Source organism: Burkholderia sp. Ac-20365 (assembly GCF_017104715.1).
Taxonomy (GTDB): domain Bacteria; phylum Pseudomonadota; class Gammaproteobacteria; order Burkholderiales; family Burkholderiaceae; genus Paraburkholderia.
This window is the reverse complement of record NZ_JAAGPI010000025.1, coordinates 1-21862: the sequence shown is the minus strand read 5'-3', so window position 1 is coordinate 21862 and position 21862 is coordinate 1. Positions and strand designations below refer to the sequence as shown.

The window sequence follows — 21862 nt, the reverse complement described above, 5'->3', positions numbered from 1 at the left end:
AGATGACGATGACGGGCATTATCAGAATCGATCGTGTCGCCATCACAGCGGATGTTCTGATGACCACTTACGCGTTCTACGACGAACTGTTTGGCGCCGAGGTGGGGTCGCCGAACACGTGGTGCACGGAAAACTGCTGGTGCGGCAGATCGCATTGGGCGGCGCGGTGCTGAGCATTCATCAGCGCGGTAACAATGTGAAGCTGGTCGCCAAACGGCCGACACCCGGCGCGGCAGATATCTGCTTCCGCTGGGGCGGCACGATCGGCGAAGCGCTCGAGTTGCTGAAATCGAAGCACATCGCCGTGCTGGAAGGACCGACGCCGCGCAGGACAGCCGACCTGAAGCCGAGCGAGTCGATCTTCTTCCGCGATCCCGACGGCAACCTTCTGGAACTGATGGCGGCGTCGCGCCGCTAGCCGGGTATCGGATGCGATTGGCCGGGGATCGGCCAGCCGCGATTGTCGGTGGGCACGAGCTGGGTTTGAAACGCGACGAACAGCGCCTGAAAACGCCCGTCCACTTCGACCATCACCGCGCCGTCCTGGAACGTGCCGTTTTCCGACGAATGATCCCGCACGCGGCTGCCCGGTTGCGGCTTGGGATTGCCCTGGTTCATATGGGTTTCGTGCAGGCCGTCGTGCTGCGGCTCGAACAGAAAACCGAAGCCGTAGACCGTCACGCTCTTTAACGGCTTCCAGCCGCGCCGCATGTCGTTGCCACTCTTGCCCGGATACAGATAATCGACGGGCGCCGCCGACATATCCAGTTTCAGCATGCCGTTGACGAGCGCATTGATGTCGTTGTGCTCGGTGGCGGTATCGAGCGCGATGGGCCGCATCGCCGACAGATCGACTAGGCGCGGATCGTGCACATAGTCGAGCTTTGGAAATCCCGCCTGCGTGAGACCCGGCGGCAGCTTCGCGAGATCGGCCACCATCGGGTGATCGAAATACTGATTCCACGAATACAGCACGTGATAACCGGCGGGCCCGGTGAGCGAACTATCCGACTTCACGTTCGTGACGATGCGGAATTCGCCGCCGTTCGCATCGTCCACGACGATCACGTAGTGCGGGTCGCCCTTGTAGCCGTCGAGAAAGGGCACGCCGAGCTTCAGCGTGCCCTTGAACACGACATAGACGTTTTGTTGCGGCATCTCGGTTCCGTCACAGTTGATCGCTTACAGCAGCGCGATCACCCGCACGTCGCCCTGCTCCGCCGACGCCACGACCTTGCCCGCCACACGCCGGAACGTGATCGACACCGATGCATCGCCGACCCGCAGATCGCCGATCTCGATCCAGTCGATGCCTTCGGGCAGCATCGGCTGTTCGATCAGCACTTCGCGGCGCGCGGCGTCGATCGTGATGCCCAGACACGCTTCAAGCATCATGAACGGCGAGCCGGCCGCCCAGGCCTGCGGCAGACACGCGACAGGGTAAGCCGTCGGCGGTTCGCCGCGACGCCGCGGGAAGCCGCAGAACAGCTCCGGCAAGCGCATGTCGAAGTTGACGGCCGCCTGGAACAGCGCCTGCAGCAGACGCACGGCCGCCGCCTTCGCGCCATAGCGCGCCAGCCCACGCGCGCACAACGCGTTGTCGTGCGGCCAGACGGAGCCGTTGTGATACGCCATCGGATTGAAGCGTGGCTGGCCCGCCGCCAGCGTGCGCACGCCCCAGCCCGTGTGGAACAGCGTCGATTCGAGTGCACGCGCCACCGCCTCGCCGCGTTCGCGGGCAGGCAACCCGAATGCGAGCAGATGGCCCGCGTTCGACGCCAGCACGCGGCACAGCTCGCCCTTGCCGTCGAGCGCGATGCCGTAGAAGCGCGAATCGTCCATCCAGTACTTGTCTTCGACGCACGCACGGATCGCCGTGGCGCGCTGCGTGTAGCGCACGGCGTCGTCGGCCTGGCCGCGCAGCATCGCGAACTGCGCCATCGTGTCGAACGCGGCGCTCGCGTAGGCCTGCACCTCGACGAGCGCGATCGGCCCTTCGGGGAAGCGGCCGTCCGCGTGGAAAACGGAATCGTGACTGTCCTTCCAGCCCTGGTTCGCGAGCCCGCCATCCGATGCGCGCTGATAGTCCAGCAGCCCGTAGACATTGCGGTCGCACACGCCCGCCACCCACTTCGCAGCGAGTTCGAGCGCCGGCCACAACTCGTCGACGAGCGCCGTGTCGCCCGTGCGCGCCACGTAGGCGCCCGCCAGCACGATGAAGAGCGGCGTCGTATCGACCCCGCCGTAGTACAGCGCGAACGGCACCTCGCCCGTCGCAGCCATTTCGCTGCGGCGCATTTCGTGCATGATCTTGCCGACCGCGGCATCGCGGAACGCTGAATCTTCCTTCGCCTGATGTTCGGCGAGGAAGCGCAGCACGCCGCGCGCGAGGCCCGGCTGCAACCACAGCATCTGCAGCGACGTGATGACGGCGTCGCGCCCGAACGGCGTCGAGAACCACGGGATGCCGGCATACGGATACGGGCCGGTGTCGAGATCCGTGGTCAGCAGATTCAGGTCCGCCTGCGAACGGTCGATCCACGCATTGAACAGCGGATTGCTCGACCGCACGCGCGCCGATGCACGGCGCCGTTCGCGCATCACGAGGTGGGCATCGACGAGCGCCGCACGCACGGCCGTGCGGCCCACGCGCGGCCGCGCCGCGTCAACCTGCGATACATGCAGCTCCGTGACGGTATGCGTTGACTGCGGCACGTGAATATCGGGCTCGCCCTTGTGCGCGGCGACCTCCACGGCCACCGACAGATAGATGGACACACAGGCCTGCGCGGGCAGTTGCACCGAATAGTCGGCGCGGCCGGCCAGCAGCTTGTCGGGCATCGGCGAGAACGCGACGCGCACATGGCGCGCGACGTCGTCAAGACCGACATAGCCGAGCAGCACTTCGTTCTTGTGCACGCGCGGCGCTTCGACGGTGCCCTGCTTCGCGCGCTTCAGGCCGCGCACTTCGAACATGTCGCGGAAGTCACTGCCGAAGGAGATGGACAGCGGCACGACGGCGTCTGTGGTGCCGTAGTTGGTGAGCTCGATGGCTTCGTTCATCACCGTGCCCGACAGCACGCGCACCCGTTCGACGTGGATCACGCCTTCGGGTGTGCTGTCGCCGCCGAGCGGCGGCAGCGGACGATTGGTCAGATGCGCGGTGAATGACGTGTTGTCGCTGCTGACGCTGCCTGACAGGAGCGACGGCGCGCGTCCGCCGAAGGTCAGGCGCAATTGTGACAGCACGCGTGTGTCGTTGACGAACAGGCCGTCGTCATGGCCGGTGACGTCGCCGAGGGGATCGTTGACGATGAACGTGCCGCCCGATTTCAGCACGTGCTGGGTGGCGCTCGCGACGTTCAGGTTTTCTGGCGCGATGAAGGCGCCGTCGTTTTCGTCGCCGCGATAGTCCACGCCGCCTTGATGGGTCAACCCGCCGAGTGCTTCTGGATCCTGCATCAGCTTGCTCCTGTGCTAGTGGATTCGTTTCGGTGATTGTAGAAGGTTCGAGCGGATAGTGGCGCAGATGGGTTGATTCTTTATGTTTTTTCTTGCATGGCACGGGTCGTGCTGTTGTTCTTTTTTTTGAATGCTTCAGCGGGGCAGTTTTGGTTTTTTTATCAGTCGTGGATCTGGATATATTTCCTTGAATTAATTCGGTATCCTGCTTTATTTGCTGTGCATGCGTTTTTCGCTGGCATCCGCGATTTGTCTTGCCTGCTTCAGGCGTTGCCCCTGTGCGGGGCGGCACTTACTTTCTTTGCCGCCGCAAAGAAAGTAAGCAAAGAAAGCGGGCTAACACCGCCCGTGCTTGACCACCGCCTGAGGGCCCTCAACGGGTCCTCTCCTTCACACGGCGTTCTGCCATTCACTGCCCGTTGCCAGCGCGCTTATTGAGCGCCTCACCCGCTTCAATTGCCCGTAGCACAGCAAGCGACAGCGAATGGTTTGCGCCGCCCAGGTGGCAAACTGTGTGTAGGTCGTAGCGCTTCACACGTCGGCGCTCTTACGACACCGATCGTGTTTTTCAGTCTGGAGTGGTGCATGTACGTCGCGAAAGCCGACACACAGTTTGCCGCTATAGAACGCGGGAGATTTGATCGCGCCGGTTGCGACGTGGGAGCGTGAAGCGGGTGAGGCAACAATTCGAAGCGTTGGCAGCGGGCATCGAGAGGCGCGCTGGCGCGAACAGGACGGGGCCGTTGGGGGCCCGTGGGGAAAGGTCAAGAATTGGCGGTGTGAGCGGCTTTCTTTGCTTACTTTCTTTGCCGCGGCAAAGAAAGTAAGTGCCGCCCCGCACAGGGGCAACGCCTGAAGCACGAAGGCATATCGCGGATGCCAGCAACAACAACTACAACAGCAACAGCAACAGCAACAGCAACAGCAACAGCAAAAAAACAAAAAACAAAAAGCAAAAACAAAAAAGGCGCCGCTCCCCTCTTGCGAGAACGACGCCTACGCTTTCAAACCACACCGCGGATAGCGGCCATCAAAAGCGAGCCTGACAAACTAAAACCAAAAAAAACCTCACCGCCTGGCGATCGGCTTCGCTTCCCGAGGCGTCTCACCAACAAACAGCTGACGCGGACGGCCGATCTTCTGCTCAGGATCAGCGATCATCTCATTCCACTGCGCGATCCACCCAACCGTGCGCGCCAGCGCGAAAATACAGGTGAACATCGCGGTGGGAATCCCCAGCGCCCGCTGCACAATACCCGAGTAAAAATCGACATTCGGATACAGCTTGCGCGACACGAAATATTCATCTTCCAGCGCGATCTTTTCCAGCGCCATCGCGAGCTTGAACAGCGGGTCATCATGCAGACCCAGTTCGTTCAGCACCTCATAGCACGTTTCGCGCATCAGCTTTGCGCGAGGGTCGTAGTTCTTGTACACGCGGTGACCGAAGCCCATCAGCTTCACACCCGAATTCTTGTCCTTCACCTGTTCGATGAACTTCGGAATGTTGTCGACCGAGCCGATTTCTTCCAGCATGTTCAGCGCCGCTTCGTTCGCGCCGCCGTGCGCCGGGCCCCACAGACACGCAATACCGGCCGCGATACACGCAAACGGATTCGCACCCGACGAACCCGCCAGACGCACCGTCGAGGTCGACGCATTCTGCTCGTGATCGGCGTGCAGGATCAGGATGCGGTCCAGCGCGCGCACCAGCACGTCGTTGACCTTGTACTCTTCCGCCGGGTTCGAGAACATCATGTGCATCAGGTTTGCGCTGTACGACAGATCGTTGCGCGGATACACAAACGGCTGGCCAATCGTGTACTTGTACGCCATGGCGACGAGCGTCGGCAGCTTCGCGATCATGCGGATCGCCGAGACATCACGGTGCAGCGGATTGGAGATGTCGAGCGAGTCGTGATAGAACGCCGACAGCGCGCCCACTGCAGCGACCAGAATCGCCATCGGGTGCGCGTCGCGGCGGAAGCCACGGAAGAAGAAGTGCATCTGCTCATGCACCATCGTGTGCTTCGTGACAGTGTCTTCGAATTCCTTCTTCTGCTGCGCGTTCGGCAGTTCGCCTTTCAGCAGCAAATAGCAGGTTTCGAGAAAGTCCGCGTTTTGCGCGAGGTTATCGATCGGGTAGCCGCGATACAGCAGTTCGCCCTTGTCACCGTCGATGTACGTGATCGCCGAGTTGCACGACGCCGTCGACATGAAGCCAGGATCGTATGTGAACTTCCCCGTCTGCCCGTACAGCTTGCGAATGTCGATCACATCCGGACCCATCGATCCTTTATAAACCGGCAGTTCGATTTTTTCGTCGCTATCGGAAAACGACAGCGTGGCTTTGGTCGTTGATACGTTCATCTCGGATTCCTTTCGACATTGCATTGCATATGACATGCGAGGCCGGGATGCGCTGCACTCGAAGCGCGCATTGAACAACTGTTTTGCCCGCTGGCTAGTGCACCTTTTGCCGCACCCGGCAGCCGTCAGCATTCTACGGCGCGCAGAGCGATTGATTGCATCGCTCCCACGCAACAATCCATCTCGTACCAAGCAATACTCGACGAGCAGACAAGGCTCTCCACTGACAGACAAATGAAAGTATGCGCACAGGCTGCAACAATGTTTTGCTGCGGGTCGGGACGCCAAATACGATTGCGTTTGAGATACTGGACCTGTGTTTAGCTTCCCCTGCAAACACATTGCTGTCTTGGACCCGCCGCTCGAACGGCGGGTCTTTTTTAAAGTCAGACAAAGGAATGACCAAAAATGAACATGAACATCGACACGCTCTTTCCCGCGACCGAAGAAGCCGAAGACATCGTCGTCACGGCACTGAACCATCAGGACATCGTGCTCGCGATGTCGGCCGCGCTCGCAACGGAAAAGGTCGCCGTGCTGCACATGCTGTATCCGCGCACGGACGCGCGCACGCACCGCAGCCTGGACGAACTGGTCGACCGTCTGCATGGACATGGGCTGCATCAGGTCGCACGCCTCGTGTCGCAGGAAGCGCACTATCTGGTGTTCAAGGAACCGCTGAAGGCGTGGAAAGCCTTCAACGAAATTCGCCACGATTCACTCGCGATCGGCGTGCATCTGTATTACTGCGGCCTCGTCGGCGAATCGGCGGAGCGCGCGCTCGATATCGACGCGCACGCGAAGGACTGACGCTTCAAAACAGGCTCAACGCGTGCCTTGAATAAACGCGTCGACGAAACGGTTGAAGGCGGCGGGATGCGCGAGGTTCATGCCATGCGATGCGCCCATCACCGTTTCGCGCCGCGCGTCGGGTAACCACGACGCAAGCGTCTCGGCCGCGCGGCGAAACATCAGCGGACTCTTCTCGCCGTCGATCAGCAGCACCGGGCACTTCACCTCTTTCGCGCTGTCGGGCGTATAAGCCGGCAGCGGATCGCGGAACTGGCGCGCGAGCGTATGCGCGTTGTCCGTCGCCATGCGCCGGAAGCCCGGCGTGCTCTTCGCCCAGAAACCGGGGCGGCTCACGGAATCGACGAACAGTTGCAGGCCTGCGTCGACCTCTCCTTCTTCGATCAGTTGCGCGGCGCGCGCCCGCAGTGCATTGACCGTCTCCGGCAAGCTGGCCGGCTCTCGTCCCGCAATCTGCAATGGGCCGCCGGGATCGGCGAGCGTCAGCGTCTTCACATGCTGCTGATGGCGTCGCGCGAAGTGATACGCGACACAGCCGCCACGCGAATGCCCGACCACATGCGCGGGCCCCGCGCCGAAGCGCTCGATGAACTGTGCGACTTCATCGGCGTGATTGCTCCAGCTAAAAGGGATCGTGGCGGGTGTATCGATGACGGGCCAGTAGTGCGTAAGGCTCACGGCCACGCATCGGTAACGCTTTGACAGACCCGCGAGTTGCGGCTCCCAGTAGCGGTAATCGCATAGCGAGCCATGCACGAACAGCAGCAGTTCGCCTTCGCCCTGTTCGACATACGGCATACGCAGGCCGTTGGGCAATTCGATGGAAAGCGCAGAAGAAGCGGAAGTCTGATTCACACTGAAAGAGGCAAATGAAAAGGCGCGCATTATCCATGATAAGCGCGCCGGAAAAGCCTCATTTTTGCACGGTACAGCGAAGCGCGCGGGGCATGCTCACGAACCAGAGAACCGTTGCGAGCACCACATCAAGCTCGTTGTAAGCAATGTCAAACGATTGCGTCAATCGTACGTCGACATATCGAGCAGTCCTGCGCTCGCCGCCGCGCCTGCGCCGCGCACCGCGCACGTGAGCGGCTCGTCGGCCACGCGCACGTCGAGGCCCAGTTCGTTGCTGAAATAGCGCGCCATGTTGCCAAGCAGCGCGCCGCCGCCCGTCAGCACGATGCCCGCGTCGGCGATATCGGTGACCAGTTCGGGCGGTGCGTTTTCCAGCGCGGCCTTCACGGCGACCAGCACCTGGCGCAGCGGCGCGGCGATCGCGTCCACCACATCCTGCGTCGACAGTTCCACTGTGCGCGGCAGGCCGTCGTCCACGCCGCGCCCCGTCGCGCGCATCGTGTCCGGCGGCACGATGGCCAGCGCCGAACCGATCGTCTTCTTCACGAGTTCAGCCGTCTGCTCGCCGAGCAGCACGCCGAAATTGTTGCGCACGTGCTTGATGATGGCCGCGTCGAACTGATCGCCGCCCACGCGAATCGAGCCGTTGTACGCGGTGCCGCCCAGCGCGATCACGCCGATTTCCGTCGTGCCGCCGCCGATATCGACGACCATCGAACCGGTCGCCTCCGACACCGGCAAGCCCGCGCCGACAGCGGATGCCAGCGATTCGTCGATCAGGTTCACCTTCCACGCGCCCGCGGCGGCGGCCGCTTCGCGGATCGCGCGGCGTTCCACTTGCGTCGCGCCCGACGGCACGCAGATCGTGAACGCCGTGCGGCGCGCGAAGAACGGACGCGGGCGGGCCATGTCGACGAATTGCCGGATCATGTGCTCGGCAGCGGGGAAATTGGCGATCACGCCGTGGCGCATCGGCCGCACCGCTTCGAGGTTCACAGGCACACGGCCGATCATCTGCTTGGCCTCGCTGCCGACCAGCGCGACGCGCTTGCGTCCCGCCGACTCGTGCTTGTCGAAGCACACCACGGAAGGCTCGTTGAGCACGACGCCGCCGTCATCGGTGTAGATGAGCGTGTTGGCGGTGCCGAGATCGACCGCAACGGAGTCGCGGAACAGGCGTCCAAAAAGCGATGACTGCGCAATCGATCTGGCCATGTTCAGGCTCTTTTGAAAGAAGTGAGCTGCCTGTGCGGCAGCGGGAATGTCAAACGTACGGCCCAACAAAGCGACGCGTTCGTGCGTCGGAAACTTTTTCCGGCTATTGAGCGCATATCGGCAGATGCCCGGCGAACTTTAGGAGGATGACTTCGAAACTGTCTTCCGGCCGCTTACAGGCGGCCGTGTCGACGGGTCGGGGAAAGGATCGGAAAGCGCGGGTTTTTAGCGGCGGGCCAGCGGTTCGAGTGCGCGCACGAGGGCTTCGCGGCCCAGTTCGACGCCTTCGCCGGAAATCGTGTGGCCGACGCCCGGCAACGCGAAAGCTTCGACATCGAAGCCCGCGTCGTGCAGCGCGTGCGCGGCACGTTCGGTTTCGTCGATGGAGATGACGGCGTCGTCTTCGCCGTGGATCAGCGTCACGGGCGTGGCGCTCTTCGCAGTGATGGGCGATGCAAGCCGCCCCGAAAATGCGACCACTACGCCTGCGCCCTGCGAGTTCGTCGCCACGTGATGCAGCGACATCATCGAGCCCTGCGAGAAACCGACCAGCGCGAGCTGACCATAGCCCAGGCCGTAATGCGCGAGTTCGGCGTCGAGCATCGTCTGCAACGCGGGCCATGCGGCGGCGACGCGTCCCGGACGGTTCTGTTCGTCGACGTTACGCAGGCTGAACCACTGGCGGCCGCCGAAGCCGCCGTCGAAGGGCTCGCTGCCGTCGAGCGACGTGAAGGCCGTTTGCGGTAGCGCTTCGCGCCAGATATCCGCGAGCGGCACGAGATCCTGAGCATTGCTGCCGACGCCATGCAACAGCACGACCAGCGACGTCGCCGGTGCTTCAGCCGGCGCGAGCCGCCAGCCGTTGTCGAATTGTTCCCAGGCCATCGCCTTCTTCCTTTCGCTTACTTTCGTATCGCGCCCGTATTGCGCCCGTATCGCGCCCGTCTTGCGCGGCGCGCACCGCGGACATTGCGCCGCTGCCATGTCACGCGCAGGCGGGAGCATACGACGCGTATCCCGATTTTGCGTGATATTCATACAAAACGTCGGTGGCGCCCAACACTCGATATCGCCGCGCCTCGCGGCACTGGACAACGCAATTCTGATTCGCTCAACGCGCGCGCCCGTGCGTCTGACCGATGCCATCCGGCGCTTGCGACTATCATCGGCATGTTGCGCCGCGCGAGCGTGTCTCGCAACGCCTGTCGCGCGCCGCCCTTTCATCGCCGGAGATCCGCTTGAGCGAACCCAACCAACCCGACGCGTCGCCCGCCCCTGCGAAGCCCGCCGGTCCGCCCGGACCACCTGCGCAGCCGCCGCTGCAGGGCGGCCAGCTCGTGCTCGCCACCTTCGCCGTCGCGCTCGCCACGTTCATGAACGTGCTGGATACGTCGATCGCGAACGTTGCGATTCCAACCATTTCGGGCAATCTGGGCGTATCCGTCGATGAAGGCACGTGGGTCATCACCGTGTTCGCCGCTTCGAACGCCGTGTCGATTCCGCTGACTGGCTGGTTCACGCAACGCTTCGGGCAGATCAAGCTGTTCGTCGGCGCGATTCTCGGCTTCGTGATCGCGTCGTGGCTGTGCGGCGTCGCGCCGTCGCTGCCTATTCTGCTATTTGCGCGCGTGCTGCAAGGCGTGGTTGCGGGACCGCTGATTCCGCTATCGCAGGCCATTCTGCTGAGTTCGTGGCCGAAAGAAAAATCGTCGACGGCACTCGCGCTATGGGCGATGACGGCGACCGTCGGCCCGATTGCGGGCCCGGCGCTCGGCGGCTGGATCACCGATAGTTACTCATGGTCGTGGATCTTCTATATCAACATTCCCGTCGGCATTTTTGCGGCGGGCGTCACGTGGATGATCTATCGCACGCGCGAAACGCCCACGCGCAAGCTGCCTATCGATATCGTCGGCCTCGGGCTGCTGATTACGTGGGTCGCGTCGCTGCAGATCATGCTCGACAAGGGCAAGGATCTCGACTGGTTCGGCTCGCCCGTGATCGTCGTGCTGGCAGTGACGGCCGTGATCAGCTTCGCGTTCTTCCTCGTGTGGGAATTGACGGAGCCGAATCCGATTGTCGATCTGCGGCTCTTCACGCAGCGCAACTTCCTTGGCGGCACGATCGCGATCTCGGTTGCCTATGGTGTGTTCTTCGGCAACCTCGTGCTACTGCCGCAGTGGATGCAGGAGTATCTGAACTACCGTTCCGTCGATGCCGGCCTCGTGACCGCACCGCTCGGCATTTTCGCGGTGATTCTCGCGCCCGTGATGGGCCGCGTGCTGCCGCGCTCGGACGCGCGCATCATCGCGACGCTCGCGTTCGTCGGCTTCGCGATCGTGTTCTTCATGCGCTCGAACTACGTGGTCGAGATCGATACGTGGCATCTGGTGCTGCCCACCTTGCTGCAGGGCATTCCGATGGCGATGTTCTTCGTGCCGCTGACGGCGATCATCCTGTCGGGGCAGCCGGGCCCGAAGATTCCGGCAGCGGCGGGCCTGTCGAACTTCGTGCGGGTGTTTTGCGGCGCGGTAGGCACGTCGATCGCGGGTACCGCATGGAACAACCGCACGATCCTGCATCACGAGCGGCTCACCGAACAGGCCAACGCGAATAATCCTGTGTTCATGCATCAGATCGACAACACGCAGACGTTGCTGCACATCAGCCCGTCGTCGTCGAATGCGCTGTTCGATTTCACCGTGAACACGCAGGCCGCGATGATGGGGCTCAACGACATCTTCTACGCGTCGGCGATCATCTTCGTGCTGATCATTCCGCTGATATGGATCACGCGGCCCGCGCGCGGCGGCGGTGGCGCGGATGCTTCCGGCGCGCATTGATGTGAACGCGCGGCTGAAGCGCGAACGGAAAAGTCAGCGGAAAAAACGCGCGGGCGTTTCGCCCAGCGCGTCCTTGAACACTGCGATAAACGACGACACATCGCCATAGCCGACCTCGAGCGCCACCTGCGTGACGCTCGCGCCGGCGCCAAGACGCATCAGCGCCGTCAACAGACGCAACTGCTGGCGCCACTGACCGAACGTCAGCCCCGTTTCCTTCGAGAAAAGACGCGCCGCCGTGCGCGCCGTGATCGACGCCTGCTCGGCGAAATCGTCGAGCACTTTGGCGCGCGCCGGGTCGGCTGTCAGCGCATCGGCGATATGCCGCGCGCGCAGATCGCGCGGATAGATCAGCGACAGCGCCACTTCCGGCAGGCGCGGCAGACGGTCAGCGATCACGGCGAGCAGCCGCGACTGCTCCGCGTCGGCGGGCGTGGTTGCATCGAATTCGCAGGCTACGCCGAGCAGTTCATCCATCAACCCGTCCACGGCGACCACGCAGCAGCCCGATGGCACGGGCAGCGCGCCCTCGTCCGCGTACAGCACGCGCAGCGCGACGGGCATCGCCGCCGACATCCGATGCAGCACGCCCGGCAGCATCCAGACGGCGTGTCGCGGCGGCGCGACCCACAGCCCGTTTTCCGAATGGACGGCCAGCACGCCCTGCGCAATCTGCACGAACTGCGCGCGCCGCAGGCTCTGCCACGGCTGATCGAGCGCATCGTGACGCGCGCCCAGCACGAAGGCGGCGCGCGGGACCGAATCGGGATCGACGGGAATGCGGCTCATGACCTGTCCGTTTAGCCCTGTTGGGGACCTAAACCAGTCAAGACTAGCATGCAGGCGCCGCGCATGCTTCATTGCGGTGCAGCGAAGCTGCGCTACAGAAAATTATGGAGGAACATCAAAGTCTGCTGGCAAACTTGACCGGAAGGGCGATGGCACCGTTGGACTTTCACGCGTGAGACGTGGTCAAAGTTTGCGGCATCAACCGCGTTCGTCGAGGCTAAGTGATTTCGGCTTAGCAAAGTCTGCGGGAACGCCGATCAACAACGTTTATAGCGCGAATCGAAAAAAGGGCCTCATTAGAATCATGCTGCATCGCGTCAGATGACCGGAATAGCTGAGAATTGAACTATGCGCCGGCTCGGATTGCATGGTTCTGCGCTTGCGATCGGAGACAACAGCAACCCGATCTGCGGTGCAGACAGGCTAGTACTTGTAACAATCGAATAAGCTCAAAGGGGATCATTCATGCATGCACTGCCTGGGACCGGAGTCCGTAGCAGGTTTAAATAGTCGGCCCTGAACAATTCGCTTAGTCGGCCACTCAACTCATGCTGTTTGCACGACGGCAACGGTATGGTTTAGCAAGGCGATGAGGACGAGGGCGTAAAAAAGCTTCAGCTTCCTGAGGATCATCCGCAGATTGTGACCTGCGCCGCACAACACTGCCTGCATCGCGTCGCCGCGCGCGCCTTTGAGCCAGTTGCGATCGAGTTTTCCGTCTGTTTTCATGTGACCGATGGCAGGCTCGATTGCGCTTCGCCGCTTGATCATCGCGCGTAGTCCGCGCGTGATACCACGCCGCAAACCCGGGTGGTAGATCGTCACGCCGTCGATGGCGACACCCTTGTAGCCGCGATCCACGACGGCGACTTCTGGCGTGACGTCGCTGAGGATCGCCGCCTGCTCCAACGCTTCGGCCAGCGTGTGACCATCGTACGGATTGCCCGGCATCGAGCGCATGCCAACTACCAGTCCTTCCTTGTGCGTCGTCGTGATCGACATTTTCACGCCGAACTCATAGGGCGTACGCGCCTTGCCTTTGGCCAGACATTCAACTTCCGGTGCATGCAGCGCGTAGAGCTTGCTTTTGTCCTTCGGCTTCTGCGAGAGAATCCGCTTCGTGCGGTCAATCAGTTCTTGCAAGGCAACGCGGCCTGACTCTGCCACCTGGGTGACCTGTCTCTCCACATCACGCATCACCCGTCCCACGCGCGAGCGCAGCGTGCGCAACGCCTTCCTCATACGCTTGTACTGCTTCGCGTGAGCGTAGCGGCCAATCTGCAGTCCCAGACGCGGCGCCTCGCGGTTGTAGTTCTGCCGCAGCTTCAGCCCGTTGCGGGCCGCAGCCTTCACCAGATGTTCGCGACACCGTTCGAGCAATCGCGAATCGGTTGGATGGGCAATCGCCTTCGGCATGACCGTCGTGTCTACAATCACGCGCTTCACGCTCGAGGCCTTGATCACACCGGCGCGTCTGGCGGCTTCGATCGTCTCGGCCAGCAGTTCTTCAACGCCGGCTTCGCCCAGCCGCTTGCGCCAGCGCGTCAGGCTCGACGGGTCGATCGGCGGCTCGGTCTGCAAGTACGTTTCGCCCGTGAATACCTGCCAATACGGGTTCTCCACCCATTGCCAGACGACCTCTTCGTCCGACAGATCGAACGCGTGCTGCAAATACAGTAGCCCGGCAATCAGACGCGGCGAACTCGCGGGCCGCCCTTTGCTGGACACGAAGCTCTCGCTCATCAGCATGCCCAGCCGTTCCCAGTTGATGAGTTCGGCCAGTCGCACCAACGGATGCTTCAGATTGATCTGTTCACGCAGCGGATGCCGGAAGAAATCTTGTTCTGACACAGGCGTCTTCGGACCCATCTGCACCTCACCAGGAATTGCAGGATTCACGCATCAATATGCCAGGTCCTTGCAATTCCCACAACACCATTTCCGACCCAAAGCCCCACTGTAGAAGGCTCTGCAGATTGTTCAGGGTCGACTAACGCGACGTGAACGACGGCTTATGAGGTCCAGCGGTCATGCGTGCGCGCGTCCTGCCCGTCAAGCGATCGGCCATTGCTGCCGTTCGCGTTAATGACGGTTCCCGCTCGCTGCGGGCCGAGTACACCCACGCCCGCGATTCGGGAGCTGCCTAGCAAAACCTCGCCGCTAACAACACGAATATCACGTGTTCTTTATGCGACGAGTCTCGTTTTGCTCGCCGGACATCAACCGCATGAGAATAGGCAGTGACTCTCGAACGAACGGATTATCCGGCTCTATAGAGTTCCAGAATGCCAGCCGGCCAGCAAGCGAACTCAATGCTGTAGGCGACAATCTATTTCGTTTCAGATATTCTAAAGGCCCCATTTTTATTATGTAGTACACCTGTTGTCGGACTTCCCTCTTGTAAGTTCGCGGCAGAGAGACCTTTTTTTCCCCTACGATGAGGCCAGTTATAATCTTACGGCTGCTCCCAGTTTTAAGCTTGGTCTTTTCCTCATTCACATAGAAGCCTTCACCCTCGCAGATTGATCTGATTTCGCCAACGAAGGCAGGCGAGATATCATTTCCCGAAAATACCAAATCATCGGCATATCGCGAGTATTTCAAATTTTGGCTCTTCGCCAGAGAATTCAATCGTGAGTCTAATGTCGAAGCAATAATGTTGCTGAGCATAGGACTGGTTGCAGCACCCTGCGGCAGTCGATCTCGCAAAACGCAAAGCTTTGCGAGAAAATACGCAATTTCCGGCGCATAGCCCAAACTTTCAAACAATTTCAAGACACGCGTCATTTCAATCGAATGGAAGAAATTTCGCAAATCCATTTTCAAGATCGAATTTTCACCAACGTGCACCAGTGCATTTGTTTTTATGTTTTTTCCGTGCAAATAGGAATGTACGTTGTTCGACGTAGGTATTTTTAAAAGAATGTTCTTTAAGATCCAACGTTGGCACTCTAGCAAGGAGGGATATGGTGCCTCAATGAGACGCGTCCCACCTCGTCGCTTAATCAAGTCAAAACTTCTATAATGATGTTCTGACGCAAAAATGATTGAGGCAAGATGGTGACGTGTTCGCCCAAGAAGCGCCGCCAAGTGCTCAAAACTGAATATTACTGGCAAACTAGAGTCGGCAAGTGTAGCTGCGTACCGACAAAGCTCGGCGCTCCGCGCACTCTCCAACCCGATCTCTTCAAAATACTTCCGCCAATCGCTGCCTGAGGAAAGTTTCATTGGGAAGGGCCCGTAGGTTACTATTCTATTATTTGAAAACTATATAAATATATATATTAGCTTGCTGCATAAAGTAGCCTCAGCCAATCGGAGCGAGTCAACTCCTTGTCTAACCTACGGGCGCGACGAGTCTACCGTAGAACTTTCTGATTGACTACAGCCACTCGCAAAGAGTTTGGCAGTTCCGACCATCGAGGAACATAAGCTTCGTTCACTGGCAATTGCGGGGCGAGGAATTCATCGGGAATTGTACGAACAACATGACAAGGTCGTGCATCTTCCCTCTTCGTCGTGCGATACGCGAAAAGGCTTCCGAGAAATTCAATGCCGGACGGAGTCAGGCTTGCTACCTGCTCATTTTTGATTACTAGGCCGAGGCCGATGAGACGGTCTAGAGCAATGCCAAGATCAACAGGATCCATCAGTGTCGCCTTGTAGGCTTCATATAGATGCGATGATCCGTCAACACTGCGCCCCAGAAGGCGTATTAATGAAAGCTCTGACTTCGAAAGGTTCATGTGCTCGTCCAATCATACCGATAAAACATCCTGTCCCTCGGGGATCCATTTGCATATTCTGGCCACCAGAATATCGGAAATGTAGAATTTGGAATGTTTTCGTTAGATCCAAATAAGCTCTCCGATTTTCCGTACCCGAAGTTCGGCAATGCCTCAATACCAACAAATGGAGCCAATCGCGCCTCCATTCGCGACATCGCTCCGATAGACGCATTCAAATCACTTCCTGTGTAGATCTCGGTAATGCCTTTTTTTAAAGGGCTGTGAACGAACACATCTTCGACAAGGGGTGAAAAACTCGGAATGGCGCTTTCCATGCCGGCAATAAACGCCACATATATTTTGGGCGTTGACTCAGATGATTTCCAGTTTTTTTGAATATACTCAATGCGACCGCGAAGCGTCTTCCCCGTGCCAAAGAATTCGTCAATTAAGACAATATTTGGATGGCTCGCACCTAAACTGTTAAATTTAGTAGCGGAATTGATTAATGGAAAGGTCAATCTTTCTTTTGCGAGGTAGGGTTTAAGCGCGTGAAGAACCGCTTGGCCACTGTCGGCAAAGTTATCCCAGCTTACAGCAATGATTTGAGTATTGACGGGCTTGAGAAGCCAAGCGCCAGAAATCTGCTCGACAATTGCTGAAAAGGCGTGCTCATAGTCCGACGCAGTGTAATAGGTAAAATTCTGTATGGCATCGAGAATCAGATTTGCTTCTTGCTCGTCCTCCGCTTCATTCAACAATGCCTTGAACAGGGCGCTTCTGTCACGAATCCATGCGCACTGAACTGTAAGGTCGATTACTCGCATTGCAATTTGTTTGCTGTCGGCCCAATTCATTTTTTTGGCTAAAATCGCGGACGTTGCATAACGGACTTGCTTGGGGAGCCGAGACTTTGAACGGCAGCCAGTGAGTCCTTGAGGTGAGAGATCATCGCATAGATCCGAGCCAACAGATCTTTTTGCTCGTCGGCCACTTAGGTGACTCACCTTCTTGAGAACGGTTTTTGGGAAGAGGACGTCCGCTGCTCAAGCGAAGCCGACAGTCGCACGGCCGAGCAGCCGTGGTCACGAGCGACGGCTATTGGCCGCGTGTTGCCCGACACGGGTGGCTGCGACTGGGCCATTATCCGTCGCCGTATGCTCGGGAGTCTTTCAGCATCGCCGCAACGAAGTCCTCGAGCGACCCATACGAAAGCCATTTTGGGTACTTATCCGCGAATGAGCCTCCGTCTGACTCGACCCAAATGAGGTGCACAACGACGTACGCCCCGTCGAAAAGGACCACAACGATGTCATCGTTGTCAATGCGTCTGCCCTTGACGGTGGCCCCGCGGCCAAAGAGGGGATGCCGCGCGGTCACTTCCCTATCTAACTGACGTTGCAGTCCGATAGCTTCTTGCTCCGAAGCAAGTGAACGCCACGGAGGGAGCCAGTCTAGTTCGTCGATGCCCATTTGGAGGTCGCGCAGGTTACCGAAAGTGGCCGGCCCGAGCTGAACCTTTCTATTCGAACTTCGGGGGTGGCTCAATTGTCCACAATCTAGGCGTCGGCGTCGAGCGACCGTTCATGGCCGAACTCGGAAATCCGACGCACAGCAGGACTCCCGCGCTGAGACTCTCGGGCCAACTTCCCCCTAAGTTCAAGCATGACCTACTCCTCCGACCTCGACGCGTCCCTTGTCCACTCCGGTGGAACTAGCCCCAGTTGCCGTGCAGTGACCGTCGGCAGACGCAGCACGACCGTGCCAGGCGGTGGCCCCCAAATGTTGTTGAGCATGATCACATCGACCTTCACACCCTCAAGTTCCAGATAGACGGCGTCCTCGTTTTCGAACAGTTCCGTGTAGAGGGTCCAGCCGGGCAGTTCGCCTGCCTGCTTCTGAAACCGGATCGTGCCTTTGGTGCCCATGAGTCTTCCTCCGAGAAGTTCAGTCGACATGCTCGGTAAGACGTTGGCCTACCGCGAGCATGATCGCATCACAGGGACGCTACGCCATAACCCTGCCGCGGGAATCGCGGGCTACCGCAACAAAGCTGATTAAATTGCAAAACGCGTCCTTTGGCGTGATCGGTCGGATATCACCCTCTTCGTCGAGCCAGTGGCTGGAGAAGTGAGACCACGCAGCGGTCTCCCAGGGGTCGGCTGCGTGGTCCGAGCGCCGTCATAATCCTTTTGATGACAGGTAGCGGTCGATCGTGGCTATCGAACTGATAATGTACAAAGTAAAGCTGGCATCCGATTTCCACGCCGAAGATCCCACCGCGTTGCTACCATCCGTTTGCCGCGCTGGGAGTGCGGGCTACGCTGCCCCCCCCTTTGCCAGTGCTTTCGTTATGCGCCGCGTTGCAGACCCACGCCTTGGGGTGTCGAACGCTTCCTCGCATTTCGCTGAGGTGCCATGCTGTATTGGTAACCCTTGTTTGATTGACCGTTACCATTCGAGCAAAGATCTTAGACGAACCATTAGCCAGTCCGTCTCCACTGAACTCGTCCACTGCTTGCCCTCAATTCCACGCCGCAAACGCTCCAGTGTCACGTCGCGAGAATTCTCTGGATACTTCGATGCCTCTCTGCGCGCGACTCCAACCAGTTGCTGTGCGAGGTCCTCACATATATCCCACCGCTCGAACCGTTCTTCTTCCGTCAGACCAACGACAAACTTGCCGTCAATAAGTCGACCAGCGAGCTTCGGATGAGCGCCCGCCAGCGACGATGGCGTGACGTCTCGAGGAAAATCTTCGGGTACAGGTTTAATCATCTGGGATCGGCGATAGCGCGTTTGATGGGTTGATCAGGTTCGTTATTTGCGGGAGTGTCCACCCAATCACCCGCGCACGTCTTGGTGCACACAGACCCGATCTTCGAGATCAGTGCGCCGGAGGCACTGGCGCAGTTGAAAGAGAAACTGTATGAAATGCGACACATTGAATTCCGCCATTGTCACCTCCAATATCTTCAGCCGATCGAGGGCGAAGACCGATGACGGTGCTCGCCCGTCAGGCAACGCATGCGGTGTATAGCCTTCCGCGGACAGTATCTGCAGGAGCCGGGACACCTCAGGGATAAGACGTCCGTCATCGTCGAACCGGGAGTCCCTACGCCAGCAGTCCGAGCGCGCCGGAAGAGCCGATTCCCATCGTTCGACTCGCGAGCTGATGCACGGGCACAATCGCGGACCCCAACGTTGCGAGGAGTTAGCCGGCCAGTTCCGGGGCACTTGAACTGAGTCCTCCAATCCGGTGGGACCGCTCTGTTCCGCATACCGCCTAGGTGCTTCGTCCGCCCGTGCGCTGATCCCGGTCATGCCGCTCTTCCTCAGTCCTCGGCCCGTGATGTGCTATCACAGATCAATCACCAACGCCGGATTAAACGTCGGGTTTTCCCACTCGAGGCCGCCCGGATTCCGTGCCATCAGACGGTTTTTCGCGTAGCCGCGCGGATTGGCAATGACGCGCGTCCGACCGACGCGGTAATCGAACGAATCGTGCACATGGCCGTGGATCCACATATCGGCAGACTCGAGCAGAGGTCGCAGATCACTGACGAATGCTGCACTGACCGGATCATCCGCGAAGCGTGGATGGACCGACAGCGGCGCTACGCCGTGGTGGGTCACAACGACCGTGCGACCGTCGAAGCGCATGGCAAGTTGCTCCCTCAGCCAACGCAGCGCTCTTTCATGTTCGGCCAGCGCATGTTCCGGCCGGAACCGTCCGCCTGCGTTGAAACGGATCACGCGATGGTCATGCAGCATACGTCCGGCCTGCGCCATGCTCCGGTCGCGCGTGCCGTTGAGTGCATAGTCGGTCCACAGGCAGCAGCCAAGAAACCGCACGTCACCCATCACCAGCGCGTCGCGCTCAAGGTACCGAACCGCAGTGCCAGCCGCCCGCGTGCGGATACGCTCGGCCAGCGCATCGTATTCCGTACCATAGGCTTCGTGATTGCCGTGCACGTAGATCACCGGCACGGGCCAGTGCGCGAACTGTTCAATAGCATCAGCGCCCTTCGCAACGTCTCCCGCAAGCACCAGCACGTCGGCGTCAGACGGCGTGACCGGGTTATAGCCCGGAAAACTCTGATGCAGGATTTCCAGATGCAAGTCTGAGGCGATCTGAATGCGCATGCCGTCAGACCGGGTCGGCAGTACTGGCCGCCGGCTTGCGGCGGCCAGTCCCCGACGTCCGCCTGGCGCCGGTCGGGAAGATACGCTTGCCGCTGGAGTGCCTGGCGGCGACACCGATGGGTAGAGAGAACTGCTTGCCCGCTGCCGTCGTGAAGCGCGCAAACGACACCAGCGGATGCTGGTCGTCGAAGGCTTCCGTCGCACCGAGGTGGATTTCTCTCAGCGGCTCCAGCTTCCATTGTGTGGCGTCCCTTTGCCGCCCGGCGCTCAGCACGGCGGCGCCCCGCACTATCTGGCCATCCGAATCCAGCTGCGTCAGTGTCGCGGCGGCACTTGATGCGAGTTCCACCATCGCAACCCGGGGAAGACCGCGTTTCGTAGCAGCAAACTGCAGGATCAGCACATCTCCGCCACCCCACATCTCGGCAACGGCCCACAACGCTACACCCCCAGTCAATCCGGGCGCCACCGGCAGACGGTTCTGGTCACAAGTCAAAAACATACGATCACTTTTCTTAACGACAAGCTTGCCAACCCTGCACAACGTGCGTTGGTCTGGCAAGCGTGAATGGAGATTACTTCGGACCCGGTATTTCCTTCCGGTCCTGCGTATGGCAACCGACGTTCGCGTCACTCGCGTTCAAACAGCGAACGAAATACGACCTTAGTAGAGACGTAAATCTGCCACCTTGACCGAACACAATAAAAAAACCCGCTGACGACCGCCCAGCAACCTTCTCAAGCCGAATATCAACATCTAATTCCCAGTGTACTGGGAAGACAAATTATAGCGGGAAATTGAGAGTGCTCCCATTTCACTGGGAGCAGAATTTGGAAGGGGCGCAGGAAACCTTTGGCGTGCTGCTGCGGGAACGCCGTCTCGCGGCCGGGTTGACGCAGGAGCAACTCGCATTTGAGGCATCGATTCGCCGAAACTACGTCAGCATGCTCGAACTCGGACAGCACCAACCCACATTGACCATGCTGTTCTCGCTGGCGATCGCGCTGGGTTGCGCGCCCAGTGAGCTGCTTGCCGATCTTGAAGCACGGCTTGCCAAAGCCAGGCGCCGAAAGGCGCGGTTAAAGCGACAGCGTCTGACTACGCCGACTGCGACAACTACACCCAAGAAGGCCCCCCGCACCAAGACGCGTTGATAAACGCTAATACCGGATGACTGCGACGGGGTGGCCAATGTTCAACAGCCCCGCACCATCCGCAACCGGTGCAGCGTGCGTAATCTGTCGGCGGAAAGGAGCGTCAGCATCCTGCCGCGCGTGAATCTCGGCGGTATACGCAGCAACTCGCCGCTCACGCAAGCTGGCCAAGCGCTCCGTTTTCCGGTGATAAGGGCGTTTATCACCGGAACGGGCTTCGTTACCGACCGAAAAACGGTTGCCTAACGTTCGGGCCGTGCGTGAACCAGACTGTGCACTAGACTGAATGGATCGCCCGCCTTCTTCCCACCGGGCGCAGGAGTCGCCCCATGGCCCGTCCCGCCGCCGTCTCCGCCGACCAGATCCGCGCCACCGTGCTGGTGATGCTCGCCGAGGCGGGCGACGCCAATTCGAACGCCAACCCCTCCGCCGGCGCCGCGGGTGCCGCCGCACCCGTGACCCGCGAACGGTTCCGCCGCGCCGTCTCCG

At 59.9% G+C, this 21862-nt stretch carries 19 protein-coding genes; 5 read left to right on the top strand and 14 right to left on the bottom strand.

All coding sequences use genetic code 11. From position 1 onward, the window contains the following. Window positions 1–121: 121 nt before the first annotated feature. Entirely contained in the window at window positions 122–418 is a 297-nt protein-coding gene (locus G3O01_RS30800; RefSeq protein ID WP_241024402.1) for a hypothetical protein, read from the top strand. Here the strand turns inward: G3O01_RS30800 and G3O01_RS30795 are convergent. Then, on the bottom strand, window positions 415–1158 hold the full coding sequence (locus G3O01_RS30795) for a YukJ family protein (RefSeq protein ID WP_205810644.1): 744 nt from the start codon (window positions 1156–1158) through the stop codon (window positions 415–417). The genes G3O01_RS30800 and G3O01_RS30795 overlap by 4 nt on opposite strands. A 24-nt stretch (window positions 1159–1182) precedes the next feature. Then, window positions 1183–3462: an amylo-alpha-1,6-glucosidase gene (locus tag G3O01_RS30790; protein WP_205810636.1), complete on the bottom strand. Its 2280-nt coding sequence runs from the start codon at window positions 3460–3462 to the stop codon at window positions 1183–1185. Between the two features lie 72 nt (window positions 3463–3534). On the opposite strand from G3O01_RS30790, the gene G3O01_RS30785 reads away from it, so the two are divergent. Then, the gene (locus G3O01_RS30785) at window positions 3535–3900 is read left to right on the top strand and encodes a hypothetical protein (protein ID WP_205810634.1); all 366 of its coding nucleotides are present in this window, start codon (window positions 3535–3537) and stop codon (window positions 3898–3900) included. A gap of 630 nt (window positions 3901–4530) precedes the next feature. On the opposite strand, the gene gltA is transcribed toward G3O01_RS30785, so the two are convergent. Beyond that, the gene (gene gltA / locus G3O01_RS30780; RefSeq protein ID WP_205810633.1) at window positions 4531–5832 is read right to left on the bottom strand and encodes a citrate synthase; all 1302 of its coding nucleotides are present in this window, start codon (window positions 5830–5832) and stop codon (window positions 4531–4533) included. Window positions 5833–6240: 408 nt separating this feature from the next. Between gltA and G3O01_RS30775 the strand changes: the two genes are divergently transcribed. After that, window positions 6241–6642 carry a hypothetical protein gene (locus G3O01_RS30775; RefSeq protein WP_205810631.1) on the top strand — a complete coding sequence of 134 codons (402 nt, stop codon included), beginning with the start codon at window positions 6241–6243 and terminating at the stop codon, window positions 6640–6642. A 15-nt stretch (window positions 6643–6657) separates the two neighbouring features. Here G3O01_RS30775 and G3O01_RS30770 read toward each other — a convergent pair whose 3' ends face one another. The 3 genes from G3O01_RS30770 to G3O01_RS30760 form a co-directional block, all read right to left on the bottom strand. Next, the gene (locus tag G3O01_RS30770) at window positions 6658–7440 is read right to left on the bottom strand and encodes an alpha/beta hydrolase (protein ID WP_205810862.1); all 783 of its coding nucleotides are present in this window, start codon (window positions 7438–7440) and stop codon (window positions 6658–6660) included. A 219-nt stretch (window positions 7441–7659) separates the two neighbouring features. Further along, window positions 7660–8712 carry a rod shape-determining protein gene (locus tag G3O01_RS30765; RefSeq protein ID WP_205810629.1) on the bottom strand — a complete coding sequence of 351 codons (1053 nt, stop codon included), beginning with the start codon at window positions 8710–8712 and terminating at the stop codon, window positions 7660–7662. 225 nt (window positions 8713–8937) lie between these two features. Then, a complete protein-coding gene (locus G3O01_RS30760) occupies window positions 8938–9597 on the bottom strand; it encodes a dienelactone hydrolase family protein (protein ID WP_205810627.1) in 660 nt (219 codons plus the stop codon). 353 nt (window positions 9598–9950) lie between these two features. On the opposite strand from G3O01_RS30760, the gene G3O01_RS30755 reads away from it, so the two are divergent. Beyond that, window positions 9951–11555: a DHA2 family efflux MFS transporter permease subunit gene (locus G3O01_RS30755; RefSeq protein ID WP_205810625.1), complete on the top strand. Its 1605-nt coding sequence runs from the start codon at window positions 9951–9953 to the stop codon at window positions 11553–11555. Window positions 11556–11588: 33 nt separating this feature from the next. On the opposite strand, the gene G3O01_RS30750 is transcribed toward G3O01_RS30755, so the two are convergent. The 8 genes from G3O01_RS30750 to G3O01_RS30715 form a co-directional block, all read right to left on the bottom strand. Further along, the gene (locus G3O01_RS30750) at window positions 11589–12344 is read right to left on the bottom strand and encodes an AraC family transcriptional regulator (RefSeq protein WP_205810623.1); all 756 of its coding nucleotides are present in this window, start codon (window positions 12342–12344) and stop codon (window positions 11589–11591) included. A 546-nt stretch (window positions 12345–12890) separates the two neighbouring features. Beyond that, the gene (locus G3O01_RS30745; RefSeq protein WP_205810861.1) at window positions 12891–14213 is read right to left on the bottom strand and encodes an IS5 family transposase; all 1323 of its coding nucleotides are present in this window, start codon (window positions 14211–14213) and stop codon (window positions 12891–12893) included. 306 nt (window positions 14214–14519) lie between these two features. Next, a complete protein-coding gene (locus G3O01_RS30740) occupies window positions 14520–15572 on the bottom strand; it encodes a retron St85 family RNA-directed DNA polymerase (RefSeq protein ID WP_205810621.1) in 1053 nt (350 codons plus the stop codon). A gap of 131 nt (window positions 15573–15703) precedes the next feature. Then, on the bottom strand, window positions 15704–16090 hold the full coding sequence (locus G3O01_RS30735) for a hypothetical protein (protein ID WP_205810614.1): 387 nt from the start codon (window positions 16088–16090) through the stop codon (window positions 15704–15706). After that, window positions 16087–16929 (bottom strand): hypothetical protein, encoded by an 843-nt coding sequence (locus G3O01_RS30730; RefSeq protein ID WP_205810612.1) that lies wholly within the window; start codon window positions 16927–16929, stop codon window positions 16087–16089. The genes G3O01_RS30735 and G3O01_RS30730 overlap by 4 nt, the downstream gene beginning before the upstream one ends. Before the next feature lie 813 nt (window positions 16930–17742). Next, window positions 17743–18030 carry a hypothetical protein gene (locus tag G3O01_RS30725; RefSeq protein ID WP_241024400.1) on the bottom strand — a complete coding sequence of 96 codons (288 nt, stop codon included), beginning with the start codon at window positions 18028–18030 and terminating at the stop codon, window positions 17743–17745. A gap of 1402 nt (window positions 18031–19432) precedes the next feature. Then, entirely contained in the window at window positions 19433–20218 is a 786-nt protein-coding gene (locus tag G3O01_RS30720) for a metallophosphoesterase (RefSeq protein WP_205810610.1), read from the bottom strand. A 4-nt stretch (window positions 20219–20222) separates the two neighbouring features. After that, window positions 20223–20720, bottom strand: a complete 498-nt coding sequence (locus G3O01_RS30715) for a hypothetical protein (RefSeq protein ID WP_205810608.1) — start codon at window positions 20718–20720, stop codon at window positions 20223–20225. Window positions 20721–21022: 302 nt separating this feature from the next. On the opposite strand from G3O01_RS30715, the gene G3O01_RS30710 reads away from it, so the two are divergent. Beyond that, window positions 21023–21373, top strand: a complete 351-nt coding sequence (locus G3O01_RS30710; RefSeq protein WP_346779229.1) for a helix-turn-helix transcriptional regulator — start codon at window positions 21023–21025, stop codon at window positions 21371–21373. The last annotated feature ends 489 nt before the right edge of the window (window positions 21374–21862 follow it).